General features: G+C 64.4%; 8 protein-coding genes and 1 pseudogene. 5 read left to right on the forward strand and 4 right to left on the reverse strand.

Features of this window, described 5'->3' with window-relative positions; genetic code table 11:
• From map to B3873_RS20200, 3 genes are all read left to right on the forward strand, one after another.
• A partial coding sequence (gene map / locus B3873_RS20190) for a type I methionyl aminopeptidase (protein ID WP_286868588.1) occupies positions 1-581 on the forward strand: 581 nt, incomplete at its 5' end.
• A 155-nt stretch (positions 582-736) separates the two neighbouring features.
• The gene (locus tag B3873_RS20195; protein ID WP_276840770.1) at positions 737-3,289 is read left to right on the forward strand and encodes a [protein-PII] uridylyltransferase; all 2,553 of its coding nucleotides are present in this window, start codon (positions 737-739) and stop codon (positions 3,287-3,289) included.
• A gap of 110 nt (positions 3,290-3,399) precedes the next feature.
• Complete coding sequence (locus B3873_RS20200; RefSeq protein ID WP_034332946.1) at positions 3,400-4,146, forward strand: pseudouridine synthase; 747 nt, start codon at positions 3,400-3,402, stop codon at positions 4,144-4,146.
• Between the two features lie 74 nt (positions 4,147-4,220).
• Here B3873_RS20200 and B3873_RS20205 read toward each other — a convergent pair whose 3' ends face one another.
• Both B3873_RS20205 and B3873_RS20210 read right to left on the reverse strand, forming a co-directional pair.
• Positions 4,221-4,706 carry a DUF1854 domain-containing protein gene (locus tag B3873_RS20205; RefSeq protein WP_039788289.1) on the reverse strand — a complete coding sequence of 162 codons (486 nt, stop codon included), beginning with the start codon at positions 4,704-4,706 and terminating at the stop codon, positions 4,221-4,223.
• Positions 4,707-4,709: 3 nt separating this feature from the next.
• Entirely contained in the window at positions 4,710-6,986 is a 2,277-nt protein-coding gene (locus B3873_RS20210; RefSeq protein ID WP_286868590.1) for an ABC transporter ATP-binding protein, read from the reverse strand.
• Between the two features lie 647 nt (positions 6,987-7,633).
• Between B3873_RS20210 and cphA (B3873_RS20215) the strand changes: the two genes are divergently transcribed.
• Together cphA (B3873_RS20215) and cphA (B3873_RS20220) are read left to right on the forward strand one after the other, a co-directional pair.
• On the forward strand, positions 7,634-9,832 hold the full coding sequence (cphA, locus tag B3873_RS20215) for a cyanophycin synthetase (RefSeq protein ID WP_286868591.1): 2,199 nt from the start codon (positions 7,634-7,636) through the stop codon (positions 9,830-9,832).
• Positions 9,833-9,893: 61 nt separating this feature from the next.
• The gene (gene cphA / locus B3873_RS20220; protein ID WP_286868593.1) at positions 9,894-12,467 is read left to right on the forward strand and encodes a cyanophycin synthetase; all 2,574 of its coding nucleotides are present in this window, start codon (positions 9,894-9,896) and stop codon (positions 12,465-12,467) included.
• 80 nt (positions 12,468-12,547) lie between these two features.
• Here cphA (B3873_RS20220) and def read toward each other — a convergent pair.
• Positions 12,548-13,084: pseudogene (def, locus tag B3873_RS20225) on the reverse strand (peptide deformylase).
• A 98-nt stretch (positions 13,085-13,182) separates the two neighbouring features.
• Positions 13,183-14,073 (reverse strand): UTP--glucose-1-phosphate uridylyltransferase GalU, encoded by an 891-nt coding sequence (gene galU, locus B3873_RS20230; RefSeq protein WP_039789660.1) that lies wholly within the window; start codon positions 14,071-14,073, stop codon positions 13,183-13,185.
• Positions 14,074-14,087: the final 14 nt, after the last annotated feature.

Here is a 14,087-nt window from a genome sequence, read left to right on the forward strand (position 1 = left end):
TGATCTGCCACGGCATCCCCGGCGACAAGGTGATGAAGAACGGCGACGTGCTCAACATCGACGTCACCATCATCAAGAATGGCTATCACGGCGACACCAGCCGCATGTTCTTCCTGGGTGAGCCGTCCATCCTGGCACGCCGCCTGACCGAGATCACCTATGAATGCATGTGGCTGGGCATCTCCAAGATCAAGCCGGGTGCACATTTGGGCGATATCGGCCACGTCATCCAGCAGCACGCCGAAAAGGCCGGCTACAGCGTGGTGCGCGAGTTCTGCGGCCACGGCATCGGCAAGGTCTTCCATGAAGAACCGCAAGTCCTGCACTACGGCCGCCCCGGCACGCTGGAGAAGCTGGAAGCCGGCATGATCTTCACGGTGGAACCGATGATCAACGCCGGCCGCCGCGAGATCCGCGAAATGGGCGACGGCTGGACCATCAAGACCAAGGACCGCAGCCTGTCAGCCCAATGGGAACACACCGTGCTGGTCACCGAGACCGGCTTCGAAGTGCTGACGGTGTCGCCCGGCATGCCGGCACCGCCGGCCTTCATCCAGAACCAGGTCGCCACCCCGGCGTGACCCTGGCGGCCGGAACCATGTGCCCATCTACCCTGCGCACAGTTTCCGGCACGAAACCTGCTTGGGGCCCGAAGCCGCATGGGGATGCGGCTTCGCTCACGATTGGCGTCGCCCCGCCGCCCTGCCAGCCCTGATTGTCCTGATTGCCTACCACGATGCCCACACTCGCCATCACGCTCAAGAAACAGCTCAAGGCCGCGCGCCAGCAAGCCATCGAGGTGTTCCAGTCCAACCACAAGACCGAGCAGTTGCTGGCCCAGTTGCGCCGCAACGTGGACGAAGCCCTCACCACCGCCTGGGAAGAACTGGGCATGTCCGGCAACGCCGCCCTGGTGGCCGTGGGCGGCTATGGCCGGGGCGAGCTGTTCCCGCATTCGGATGTGGACGTCCTGATCCTGCTGGACCAGGCCCCGGATGCCGCCAAGAAGGAAAAGCTGGAATCCCTGGTGCAGCTGTTCTGGGACATCGGCCTGGAAATCGGCCACAGCATCCGCACCATCGACGAATGCCTGGATGAATCGGCCGCCGACATCACGGTGCAGACCAGCCTCCTGGAAGCCCGCCTGGTGACCGGCAACCGCGCCCTCTTCAAGAAATTGCAGGAGCGCTACCATGCGGCGCTGGAGCCGCTGGCCTTCTTCCAGGCCAAGACCCTGGAAATGCGCCAGCGCCACATCAAATATGAAGATACGCCCTACAGCCTCGAACCCAACTGCAAGGAAAGCCCCGGCGGCCTGCGCGACCTGCAGGTGATCCTGTGGGTGGCCAAGGCGGCGGGCCTGGGCAACTCCTGGGGCGAGCTGGCCGAACACGGCATGCTGACCTCCACCGAGGCGCGCCAGCTGCGCCAGAAGGAACGCGCCTTCAAGGACATCCGCATCCGGCTGCACATCCTCACGGATCGCCGCGAAGACCGGCTGGTGTTCGACATCCAGACCCAGATCGCCGAGACCTTCGGCTTCAAGACCACCGATACCCGCCGCGCCAGCGAATACCTGATGCAGCGCTATTACTGGGCAGCCAAGGCGGTCACGCAGCTCAACACCATCCTGCTGCAGAACATCGAAGCCCACCTGTTCCCGCAACAGGCGGTGCCGCGCCCGCTCAACGAGCGCTTCAATGAGGTCAACGGCTTCGTCGACATCGCCCATGACAAGGTCTTCGAAGAGACGCCTTCGGCCATGCTGGAGGTTTTCCTGGTACTGGCCGAGCATCCGGAATTGAAGGACATGTCGGCGCGCACCCTGCGTGCGCTGTGGCATGCGCGCTTCAAGATCGACAACGCGTTCCGCGCCGATCCCGGCAACCACCGCCTGTTCATGCAGATCATCCAGAGCAAGCGCGGCATCATCCACGCCCTGCGCGGGATGAACAGCAGCAGCGTGCTGGGACGCTACCTGCCGAACTTCCGCCAGATCGTCGGCCAGATGCAGCACGACCTGTTCCACGTCTACACGGTGGACCAGCACATCCTGATGGTGGTGCGCAACGTACGCCGCTTCACGATGAGCGAACATGCACATGAATATCCCTTCTGCAGCCAGCTCATGGCCAACTTCGGCCAGCCCTGGGTGCTGTATGTCGCGGCGCTGTTCCACGACATCGCCAAGGGCCGGGGCGGCGACCATTCCAAGCTGGGCATGGCCGACGCCCGCGCCTTCTGCGAGCAGCACGGCATCTCGCCGGACAATACCGAGCTGATCGTGTTCCTGGTGGAGCAGCATCTGGCCATGTCGCACGTGGCCCAGAAGCAGGACATGTCGGACCCCGACGTCATCACCGCCTTCGCCCAGCTGGTCAAGGACGAGCGCCACCTGACCGCGCTCTACCTGCTGACGGTGGCCGATATCCGCGGCACCAGCCCCAAGGTCTGGAACGCCTGGAAGGGCAAGCTGCTGGAGGACCTGTACCGCATGACCCTGCGCGTGCTGGGCGGCGAAGCGCCCTCGACCGACCGCGAACTGAAGAACACCCAGCAGGAAGCCATCAAGACCCTGCGCCTGTATGGTCTGCCGGCCGACGCCCATGAAGCGCTGTGGAAGCAGCTGGACGTGGCCTACTTCCTGCGCCACGACGCCTCCGACATCGCCTGGCAGACGCGCTGCTTCTACGACAAGGTCGATACCGGCGTACCGCTGGTGCGCTGCCGCCTGGCACCCATTGGCGAAGGCGTTCAGGTGGCGGTCTACACGCCCGACCGCCCTGACCTGTTTGCGCGCATCTGCAGCTATTTCGACGAAAAAAGCTTCAGCATCTTCGACGCCAAGATCCACACGACCCGCAACGATTACGCGCTGGACGCCTTCCTGATCAATGCCCCGGTGTTCGCCAAGAACTACCGCGACATCATCAACCTGATCGAACACGAACTGGGTGCCCTGCTGCAGTCCGACGCACCGCTGCCGGCCCCGTCCAAGGCCCGCCTGTCGCGCCTGTCGCGCACCTTCCCGGTCAATCCGTCGGTGGATTTGCGCCCGGATGAACGCGGCCAGTACTACCTGCTGTCGGTCTCGGCCAATGACCGCGCGGGGCTGCTGTATTCGATCTCCAATGTGCTGGCCAAGTACCGCATCAACCTGCATACCGCCAAGGTGATGACCCTGGGCGAGCGGGTGGAAGACGTGTTCCTCATCGACGGCCCCGGCCTGTCCCAACCGCGCAACCAGATCATGCTGGAAACCGAACTGCTGCAGACCCTGCGCATCTGACCCGCACCCCGCTGTCCGCGCTGCCGCCCCAGTCTGGCGCGGCGGCGCGGCTGGCCGTACAATCTCACCCTCGCCGCTGGCCGGCCTCCGTTTTTCGCAAGGCAATCCCCATGACTGAACCTGTACGACTTTCCAAACGCATGTCCGAACTCGGCCTGTGCTCGCGCCGCGAAGCCGACGAATGGATAGAAAAAGGCTGGGTGCGCGTGGATGGCCAGGTGGTGTCGGTGCTGGGCAGCAAGGTGCTGCCGCACCAGAAGGTCACCGTGGAACGCCAGGCCAGCGCCGAGCAGGCCCAGCGCGTGACCATCCTGATCAACAAGCCCATGGGCTACGTCAGCGGCCAGGCCGAGGATGGCTACAAGCCGGCCATGGTGCTGGTCAATGAACAATCGCGCTGGGCTGAAGACCAGACCGAGATGCGCTTCCACCCGCGCCAGCTGAAAAGCCTGGTGCCGGCCGGACGGCTGGATATCGATTCGGTGGGCCTGCTGGTGCTGACCCAGGATGGCCGCATCGCCAAGCAGTTGATCGGCGAGGATTCGGCGGTCGACAAGGAATACCTGGTGCGCGTGCAATACACCCGTCCCGGCAAGCTGCCCGAATCCGATCTCAAGCGCCTGAACCACGGCCTCATCATGGATGGCAAGCCGCTGCGTCCGGCCAAGGTGGTGTGGCAGAACGAGGATCAGTTGCGCTTCACCCTGCGCGAAGGCAAGAAGCGCCAGATCCGCCGCATGTGCGACATGGTCGGACTGAAGGTAATCGGCTTGAAGCGCGTGCGCATCGGCGGCGTCAAGCTGGGCGAACTGCCGACCGGCCAGTGGCGCTACCTGCGGCCGGATGAGAAGTTCTGAGCCTCAGCCCGCTCCATACAAGAACGGCCCTGATTCATCATCAGGGCCGTTCTTTTTTGCAGCACTGAAACGGATCAGAGGAAACGATCCAGGATCTTGCGGCTGTGCTTGTCCAGTGCCTTCTGGTCGCGGATCAGGAACTGGATGCCGTGGCTGTCGGCAATCAGCAGCGCCGGCGCGGCCAGGCGGCGGATGTCTTCCTCGCCCTTGAGCGTGAAGGTGGTGGTGCCGCGCGTGGTCTGCACGGTCCAGTCGCTGGGCGTGGCGAAGGTCGACACGCTGACGATACGCTGGATCTCCGGCATGAACTCGCGGCTGGCCAGTTCTTCCTCGATCAGGCGGCGCGTCGGCGCATCCACCTCCTCCAGGGTATCGATCCAGGCCAGCTCGTGGCCGTCGCTGCTGACCAGCGACAGGCCGCGATCGGGCGATGTGACCGGAAATGCACGCACCGGAATCACGTGCTCGTGCAGGCCGCCCTGGGCGTCGGTCAACACCAGGCGCCCAAAAGCATTGCGCTCCAGGGTGAAGCTTTGGGCAGAATTGATCGTGGTGCTCATGGCTTATTCGCCCTTCTCTTCTTCGCTCACCGAGACCTCGGCATCGCCCTCAGGATTGCGCGCCTGGGCCTGGTAGAGCTTGTAGTAATGCCCTTCCCGGGCCATCAGTTCTTCGTGGTTGCCGACTTCGACCACCTGGCCACGATCCAGCACCACCAGGCGATCGGCCTTGCGCAGGGTCGACAGGCGGTGCGCGATGGCAATCGTGGTACGGCCCTGGACCAGGTTGTCCAGCGCCTTCTGGATTTCCTTTTCGGTGGTGGTAACGACCGAGGAAGTCGCCTCGTCCAGGATCAGGATGCGCGGGTCGATCAGCAGCGCGCGCGCAATCGAGATGCGCTGGCGCTCACCGCCCGACAAGGCCTGGCCGCGCTCACCGACCAGCGAGTCATAGCCTTGCGGCAGGCGCAGGATGAACTCATGCGCATGGGCCGCACGGGCCGCCGCGATGATTTCCTCGCGGGTGGCTTCCGGCTTGCCGTAGGCGATGTTCTCGGCAATGGTGCCGAAGAACAGGAAGGGCTCCTGCAGCACCAGGCCGATGTTGCGGCGGTATTCGGAAATGGGCAGCGAACGGATGTCCACGCCATCAATGCGGATCGCCCCTTCGGAGACATCGTAGAAGCGGCAGATCAGGTTGACCATGGTGGACTTGCCCGAACCGCTGTGGCCGACCAGGCCGATCATCTCGCCCGGCGCAATGGACAGGCTCATGTTGCGGATCACCGCACGGTTGCCGTAGCGGAAACCGATGTTGCGCACTTCGATGGCGCCCTTGACGTTTTCCAGGTGCACCGGGTTGGCCGGTTCCGGCACGCTGGAGACGTGGTCCAGGATGTCGAAGATGCGCTTGGCACCGGCGGCGGCCTTTTGGGTCACCGAGACGATGCGGCTCATCGAATCCAGGCGCGTATAGAAGCGGCTGATGTAGGCCAGGAAGGCGGTCAGCACACCGACCGTGATCTGGTTGCTGGAGACCTGCCAGATCCCGAACACCCACACCACCAGCAAGCCCACTTCGGTCAGGAAGGTAACCGTGGGCGTGAACAGCGACCAGATCTTGTTGACCCGGTCATTGACCATCAGGTTGTGACGGTTGGCTTCGCGGAAACGCGCCACTTCGCGCTTCTCCTGCGCAAAAGCCTTCACCACGCGGATGCCGGGGATGGTATCGGCCAGCACATTGGTCACTTCCGACCAGATGCGGTCGATCTTCTCGAAACCGTGGCGCAGGCGATCGCGCACCACGTGAATCATCCAGGCGATGAACGGCAGCGGCAGCAAGGTCACCAGCGCCAGCCACGGATTGATCGAAATGAGGATGGCCGCCGTCATGATGATCATCAGCACGTCGATGGCGAAATCCAGCAGGTGCAGCGACAGGAACACGCAGATGCGGTCGGTTTCCGAGCCGATGCGGGCCATCAGGTCGCCGGTGCGCTTGCCGCCGAAATACTCCTGCGACAGCCGCAGCAGGTGCGCATAGGTGGTCGTGCGCAGGTCTGCGCCGATGCGCTCGGACACCAGCGCCAGGATGTAGGTGCGCGCCCAGCCCAGTCCCCAGGCCAGCAGCGCCGCGCCCAACAGGCCCGACAGGTACAGCGTGGCCAGGTGGGTATCGATGGGGGTGCCGTTCTGGAACGGGATCAGCACGTTGTCCATCAGCGGCATGGTCATGTAGGGCGGCACCAGCGTGGCGGCGGTGGAGGCCAGCGTCAGCAGGAAGCCCAGCAGCAGCGAGCCCTTGTAGGGCTTGGCAAAGCGCGACAGGCGGAACAGCGCCCAGGTCGACGGCGGCGCTTCCTTGGTTTCCGGACAGATGGCACAGGTTTCCTGTCCTTCCGGCAGCACGGCCTTGCAGGTCGGGCAGACGTCGCCCTCCTCTTCGGCCTGCACGCCCGAGGCCAGCAGGTCGCGCTGCTGCTCGAACAGCTTGATCAGGCGCAGCGCCTGCGGATTCTGCGCCAGGGTGTAGCGCCAGGCGGCCAGCCGGCTGGCAGCGTCGCACAGCTCCAGGGTACCCACACCGGCGTGGTCGACGTGCTTGAGTTGCAGGTCGGGGCGATAGGCCCACTCCTGCCATTGCTTGCGGTCCGGGGCCAGCGCCAGCAGGCGGCGGTCGGTGGCCAGCACCAGCGAAGCGTTGAATTGCAGCTGGGCGTCCAGGTCCAGTTCCAGCCAGGCCAGCACGGATTCACCCTGGACCAGGCGGGCAGCGGTTTCCGTTTGCCAGCGCTCGGGCAGGCTGGCGGTCGCGGAAGGTATTGAGTCAGTAGTCATGTAACGGCAGCGTTGAGGCCCGAAGTGAGCAGTTTGGCTATTGTTTTAGGAGGTGCAGGTCTCGCCGGACCTGTTGTCTTGATGCCTGCAAGGATGTGCCAGCGGGCAGCGCGCGATTATAGCGCAGCGTCCCCTGCTGCAAATCCACGAACTGCGCCGCCTCGTGGGTATCGATCGGGCAGCGGCCCTCCGATAACGCAAGAGCGCCGCAAACGGTGTACCGGCAATTTCACTTCCGACTACGCGGGGGTGATCTTTCCCGCATGATGCGAATGGCTGATCTGCCCAAAGCTTCAGGTCACGACGGCGTACGCGTTTTTTCCGGCCGCATTGCCACGGCAACGGGACAGTCTGCGACAATACCGTTCATATCCACCGCCAGCCTGCCCGCATGACTCTCGCATTTCGCCTGCACCTTCCGGCCTGCCTTCTCACCTGCGGAGCCAGTTCTTGATTGCCACAAGGCAACACTCCATTTCATTCAGTTATTCCAGTTGGCAAATGCAGTAAACCAAAACTCGCCCTGCGCGTTAGTGAACCATGCGTTATTCTGACAGAGCGCTGACCGGCGTGCGCAGGGCGGCACGAGCGATGCAGCCAGCATCGGCATCCTGGCTTGGGCAATTACAGCGGACTATCCACCACACATGAAAAACATCGAATTCCTCCGTTTTCTGAATCTCAAGGGTCCCAACATCTGGACCTACCGCTCCGCCCTCGAAGTGTGGATCGATATCGGCGAACTGGAAGATTTTCCCTCCAATACCATTCCCGGCTTCGTCGACCGCCTCACCACCTGGTTGCCCACCCTGATCGAACACCGCTGCAGCTACGAAGAGCGCGGCGGCTTCGTGCGCCGCCTGCATGAAGGCACCTGGCCCGGCCACATCCTGGAACACGTCACCCTCGAACTGCAGAACCTGGCCGGGCTGCCCGGCGGCTTCGGCAAGGCGCGCGAGACCAACGTGCGCGGCGTCTACAAGGTGGTGGTGCGTGCCCGCCATGAAACGGTCACGCGCGCAGCGCTCTTTGCCGCACGCGACCTGGTGATGGCCGCCATGGAAAACCAGCCCTACGACCTCGACACCACGCTGCGCAAGCTGCGCCGCATGGTGGATCGCCTGTGCCTGGGCCCCAGCACCGCTTGCATCGTGGACGCCGCCGACGAGCGCCGCATCCCGACCATCCGCCTGTCCGAAGGCAACCTGGTGCAACTGGGCCACGGCTGCAAGTCGCGCCGCATCTGGACCGCCGAATCCGACCAGACCGGCGCGATTGCCGAGGGCATCTCGCGTGACAAGGATCTCACCAAGTCGCTGCTGGAAACCTGTGGCGTGCCGGTGCCCGAAGGCCGTCTGGTGGACAGCCCCGCAGACGCCTGGGATGCCGCCCAGGACATCGGCCTGCCGGTGGTGGTCAAGCCCTGCGATGCCAATCATGGCCGCGGCGTTTTCATCGACCTGAACACCCGGGAAGAAATCGAGACCGCCTACAAGGTCGCGCTGGAAGAAGGCAGCGGCGTGCTGGTCGAGCGCTTCGTGCCGGGCCTGGAACACCGCCTGCTGATCGTCGGCGGCAAGCTGGCCGCTGCCGCCCGTGGTGAACCGATCTTCATCGTCGGCGACGGCAAGTCCACCGTGCAGGACCTGCTGGACGAACTCAATCGCGACCCGCGCCGCGGCCTGCTGGAAGAACACCTGCTGGACCCGGTGCTGCTGGACCGCGAACCGGCCGCCGTGCTGGAACTGCAGCGCCAGAACCTGACCACCGAATCGGTCCCCGCCGCCGGCCGCCGCATCCTGCTGCTGCGCAATGGCAATGTCTCCTCCGACATCACCGACCTGGTCCACCCCAGCGTGGCAGCTGCCGCTTCCCTGGCCGCGCGCATCGTCGGCCTGGACATCGCCGGTGTCGACATCGTGGCCGAAGACATCTCTCGCCCGCTGCAGGACCAGGGCGGTGCCATCGTCGAAGTCAATGCCGGCCCCGGCCTGCTGATGCACTTGAAGCCCTCGGATGGCAAGCCACGTCCGGTCGGCGAAGCCATCATCGACAACCTGTTCGGCCCGGAAGAAAACGGCCGCATCCCCGTCGTCGGCGTCACCGGCACGCATGGCAAGACCACCATTTCGCGCCTGATCGCACGTATCGTGCACCTGTCGGGCAAGCACGTGGGTCTGGCCTGCGGCGAGGGCTTGTACTTCGGCGAACGCCAGATCGAGCGCGGCAACCGCGCCACCTGGGATGCCGCCCATCGCGTGCTGCTCAACCGCGCCGTGGAAGCCGCCGTGTTCGAGAACGGCAGCGCCGCCATCCTGGCCGAAGGCCTGGCTTATGACCGCTGCCTGGTCGGCGTGGTCGCCAATATCGATCCCAACGACAGCCTGCCCGAGTTCTACATCGAGAACGCCGAACAGATCGCCACGAAGGTCAAGCGTACCCAGGTCGACCTGGTGCTGCCGGAAGGAGCTGCCGTACTCAATGCCGACGACCCGCTGGTGGCCGACATGGCCCAGCTGTGCGATGGCGAAGTCATCTTCTTCAGCACCGACCCGGCTTCCGAACTGCTGGCCAGCCACCTGAAGGAAGGCGGCCGTGCCGTGTTCCTGCGCGATGGCGACCTGATCCAGGCCGAAGGCGAGCGCCAGTGCAAGGTCAGCTCGGTGGATGCCATCCCCCTGACCGAAAACGGCGCGGTGGCCTACCAGGTCGAGAACGTGCTGGCCGCCGTCGGCGCCGCCTGGGCCCTGGGCATCGGCCCCGAAGTGATCCGTGCCGGCATCGAGCTCTTCGGCACCGAGCGCGCCGAAGAGCAAGGCCTGAAGTTCAAGAGCCAGGCCGCCTGAGCCGGCGTGACCTGCAAGACCGACTGAATCAAGATCAAGAGACATCTAGGAAAACGAGTCCATGGACGTATCCCGCATTCGCGCCCTGCGCGGCCCCAATCTCTGGAGCAGACACACTGCCATCGAGGCCATCGTTTCCTGCCCGGAAAACGAGCGCGTCATCGATGACATGCCCGGCTTCGAACTGCGCCTGCGCGCCCGCTTCCCGCAGATCGGCTTCCTCGAACCCGATGGCGGCAAGCAGGTCGTCTCCATGGCGCACGCCCTGGCTGCTGCCGCCCTGGCGCTGCAGAACCAGGCCGGCTGCCCGGTGACCTTCACCCGCACGGTCTCCACCGTCGAGACCGGTATTTACCAGGTGGTGGTGGAATACAGCGAAGAAGAAGTCGGCCGCCTGGCCTTCGACCTGGCACTGGAACTGGTGCGCGCCGCCCAGGCCGACACCCCCTTCGACCTCACCGGTGCGCTGGCCCGCATTCGAGAACTGGATGAAGATGTACGCCTGGGCCCCTCCACCGGCTCCATCGTCAATGCGGCCATCAAGCGCGGCATCCCTTATCGCCGCCTGACCCAGGGCAGCATGGTGCAGTTCGGCTGGGGCAGCCGCCAGAAGCGCATCCAGGCCGCCGAGACCAGCAACACCAGCGCCATCGCCGAATCGATTGCGCAAGACAAGGACCTGACCAAGATGCTGCTGCACGCCGCTGGCGTGCCGGTCCCCAACGGCCGCGTGGTCGAGACCGTGGAAGATGCCCTCAAGGCCGCCGAGGAAATCGGTTCGGCGGTGGTCATCAAACCGCTGGACGGCAACCAGGGCAAGGGGGTGGCCGTCAACATCAGCACCCCGGAACAGATCACCCGCGCCTTCAACAACGCCGCCCTGATCAGCGATGAAGTCATCGTCGAGCGCTACCTGCCCGGCCACGACTTCCGCCTGCTGGTGATCGGCAAGACCCTGGTGGCTGCGGCCCGCCGCGATCCGCCGCAAGTCATCGGCGACGGCGTGCACACCATCCGCCAGTTGATCGACCAGGTCAACGCCGACCCGCTGCGCGGCGACGGCCACGCCACCTCGCTGACCAAGATCCGCCTCGACGACATCGCCCTGTCGGTGCTGTCCGGCCAGAACCTGGACCCGGAAGCCATTCCCGCCCAGGGCGTGCGCGTCGTCCTGCGCAACAACGCCAACCTCTCCACCGGCGGCACCGCCACCGATGTCACCGATGACGTGCATCCGGATGTGGCCGCACGCGCGATTGCGGCCGCGCAAATGGTCGGGCTCGATATCTGCGGCGTGGACGTGGTCTGCAATTCGGTGCATATGTCGCTGGAAGAACAAGGCGGCGGCATCGTCGAAGTCAACGCCGCGCCCGGCCTGCGCATGCACCTCTCGCCGTCCTACGGCAAGGCGCGCGATGTCGGCGAAGCCATCATCTCGACCATGTACGACGATGGCGACGATGGCCGCATCCCCGTGGTGGCCGTGGCCGGTACCAACGGCAAAACCACTACCGTGCGCCTGATCACCCACCTGCTGGCCAAGACCGGCCTGCGCGTGGGCATGACCAATACCGATGGCGTCTACATCGATGGCCAGCGCACCGACACCGGCGACTGCAGCGGCCCGCGCAGCGCCCGCAATGTGCTGTTCCACCCGGACGTGGATGCCGCCGTACTGGAAACCGCCCGTGGCGGCGTCCTGCGCGAAGGCCTGGGCTTTGATCGCTGCGCCGTGGCCGTGGTCACCAACATCGGCATGGGCGACCACCTGGGCTTGTCCTACATCAGCACCGTGGAAGACCTTGCCGTGGTCAAGCGCGTCATCGTCGAGAACGTGGCGCCGACCGGCACTGCCGTGTTGAATGCGGCGGACCCGATGGTGTCCAAGATGGCCTCCTCCTGCCCCGGCTCGGTGACCTTCTTCGCGCTGGACCCGACCCACCCCATCATGGCCACCCACCGCGCGCAGGGCCACCGCATCGTCTATCAAGACGGTGACGCGATTGTGGCCGCGCAAGGCACGTTCGAAAAACGCCTGAAGCTGTCCGGCATTCCGCTGACCCGCAGCGGTGCCATCGGCTTCCAGGTCGAGAACGTGATGGCTTCCGTGGGTGCGGCCTGGGCGCTGAACCTGGACTGGGAACAGATCACCGGCGCCCTGGCCAGCTTCATCAGCGACAGCGGCACCGCACCGGGGCGCTTCAACCTGTTCGACTACAAGGGGGCCACCCTGATCGCCGACTACGGCCACAATCCGGATGCCATCCAGGCCCTCATCAAGGCCGTCGACAGCCTGCCCGCCAAGCGCCGCTCGGTGGTCATCAGCGGTGCCGGCGACCGCCGCGACGTCGACATCACCCGCCAGACCGAACTGCTGGGCGATGCCTTCGATGAAGTGGTGCTGTATCAGGATCAGTGCCAGCGCGGCCGTGAAGACGGCGAAGTGATTGCGCTGCTGCGCCAGGGCCTCGAAGGGGCCAAGCGTACCAAGGATGTGAAGGAAATCAACGGCGAATTCGTCGCCATCGATACTGCCCTCGCTACCCTGCAGCCCGGCGACCTGTGCCTGATCCTGATCGACCAGGTGGAAGAGGCGTTGGCGCACATCGACCAGCGTGTGAAGGAAAACGCCTGATGGCCGATATGCGGTTTCATCGGTCCTGAAACGAACATCCCGGCCTGGTGCCGGGATGTTTTTTTTTGCAGCGTCCTTGTTCAGTCGTCCTGGTTGGGATCCAGATCCGGGAACAGCACTTCCGTGAATCCGAACTGGCGGAAGTCGCGGATGCGCATCGGATACAGGATGCCCTGCAGGTGATCGCACTCATGCTGCACCACGCGGGCATGGAAGCCGTCGACGGTGCGGTCAATCTCGTTGCCTTGCAAGTCCAGGCCCTAATAGCGCAAACCGCTCCAGCGCGGCACCACGCCGCGCATGCCGGGCACCGACAGGCAGCCTTCCCAGCCCTCTTCTTCCTCGTCCGACAAGGGCGTCAGCACCGGATTGATGAGCACCGTCTCCGGCACCGCCGGTGCCTCCGGATAGCGCTGGTTGTGGCCGAAGCCGAAGATCACCAGCTGCAGGTCCACCCCGATCTGGGGCGCGGCCAGCCCGGCACCGTTGACGGCACGCATGGTCTCGAACATGTCGTCCACCAGTTGCGCCAGTTCAGGCGTACCGAACTGCGTGACCGGCTGCGCCTGGCGCAGCAGGCGCGGGTCGCCCATTTTGAGGATCTCGCGTATTGCCATTGAAGCTCTCCATGAAAGACGCCCGGCAGGAACCGGGCGTCATTGTGCAAGCAGTGCAGTGCGCCGCGCCAGAGGCAGGCGCTGGACAGCAGCGGCGATCAGCGCGCCTTGCTGGCCACTTCCTGCAGGTATTCCGAGAAGGCCGGACCGGTTTCCGGGTGCTTCAGGCCCATGGCCACCATGGCCTTGAGGTAACCCAGCTTGGAACCGCAATCATAACGCTGGCCCTGGTAACGGTAGGCCAGCACGGATTCGGCCTGCATCAGCTTGGCGATGCCGTCGGTGAGCTGGATCTCGCCGCCGGCGCCGCGCGGGATGTTTTCCAGGTAGTGGAAGATGCGGCTGTTCAACACGTAGCGGCCCACCACGGCCAGCGTGGACGGGGCTTCTTCCGGGGCCGGCTTTTCGACGATGGCGTTGATGCGCTCCAGGTCCGGCTGGTAAGGCGTGGCGCTGACGATGCCGTATTGGCGGGTATCGTTCTTGGGCACTTCCTGCACGGCCAGCATGCTCATGCCTTCACGTGCATAGATGTCGGTCATCTGTGCCAGCACCGGCTTGACGCCCTCATCGGTATCCATGAAGTCATCGGCCAGCAGGATGGCGAAGGGTTCTTCACCCACCACCGGACGCGCGCACAGCACGGCGTGGCCCAGGCCCAGCGGCTCGGACTGACGGATGAAGATGCAGTTGACGTTCTTGGGCACCACGTTCTGCACGATCTCCAGCAGCTTCTTCTTGCCGGCGGCTTCCAGTTCGGATTCCAGCTCGTAGGCCTTGTCGAAGTGGTCCTCGATGGCGCGCTTGTTGCGGCCGGTGATGAACACCATTTCCGTGATACCGGCGGCGACCGCCTCTTCCACGGCATAGTGAATCAGCGGCTTGTCGACGATGGGCAGCATTTCCTTGGGCTGGGCCTTGGTGGCGGGCAGGAAGCGGCTACCGAGACCGGCGACAGGAAAAACGGCTTTCTTGATCTTTTTGATCATCATGACTCCGAGGT

Source organism: Herbaspirillum sp. UBA812 (assembly GCF_002296545.1).
Lineage (GTDB): Bacteria > Pseudomonadota > Gammaproteobacteria > Burkholderiales > Burkholderiaceae_D > Herbaspirillum > Herbaspirillum huttiense.

Coding starts and splice junctions, on each gene's coding strand:
- B3873_RS20195 (WP_276840770.1), top strand. CDS start 737: ATGCCCACACTCGCCATCACGCTCAAGAAACAGCTCAAGGCCGCGCGC.
- B3873_RS20200 (WP_034332946.1), top strand. CDS start 3,400: ATGACTGAACCTGTACGACTTTCCAAACGCATGTCCGAACTCGGCCTG.
- B3873_RS20205 (WP_039788289.1), bottom strand. CDS start 4,706: ATGAGCACCACGATCAATTCTGCCCAAAGCTTCACCCTGGAGCGCAAT.
- B3873_RS20210 (WP_286868590.1), bottom strand. CDS start 6,986: ATGACTACTGACTCAATACCTTCCGCGACCGCCAGCCTGCCCGAGCGC.
- cphA (WP_286868591.1), top strand. CDS start 7,634: ATGAAAAACATCGAATTCCTCCGTTTTCTGAATCTCAAGGGTCCCAAC.
- cphA (WP_286868593.1), top strand. CDS start 9,894: ATGGACGTATCCCGCATTCGCGCCCTGCGCGGCCCCAATCTCTGGAGC.
- galU (WP_039789660.1), bottom strand. CDS start 14,073: ATGATCAAAAAGATCAAGAAAGCCGTTTTTCCTGTCGCCGGTCTCGGT.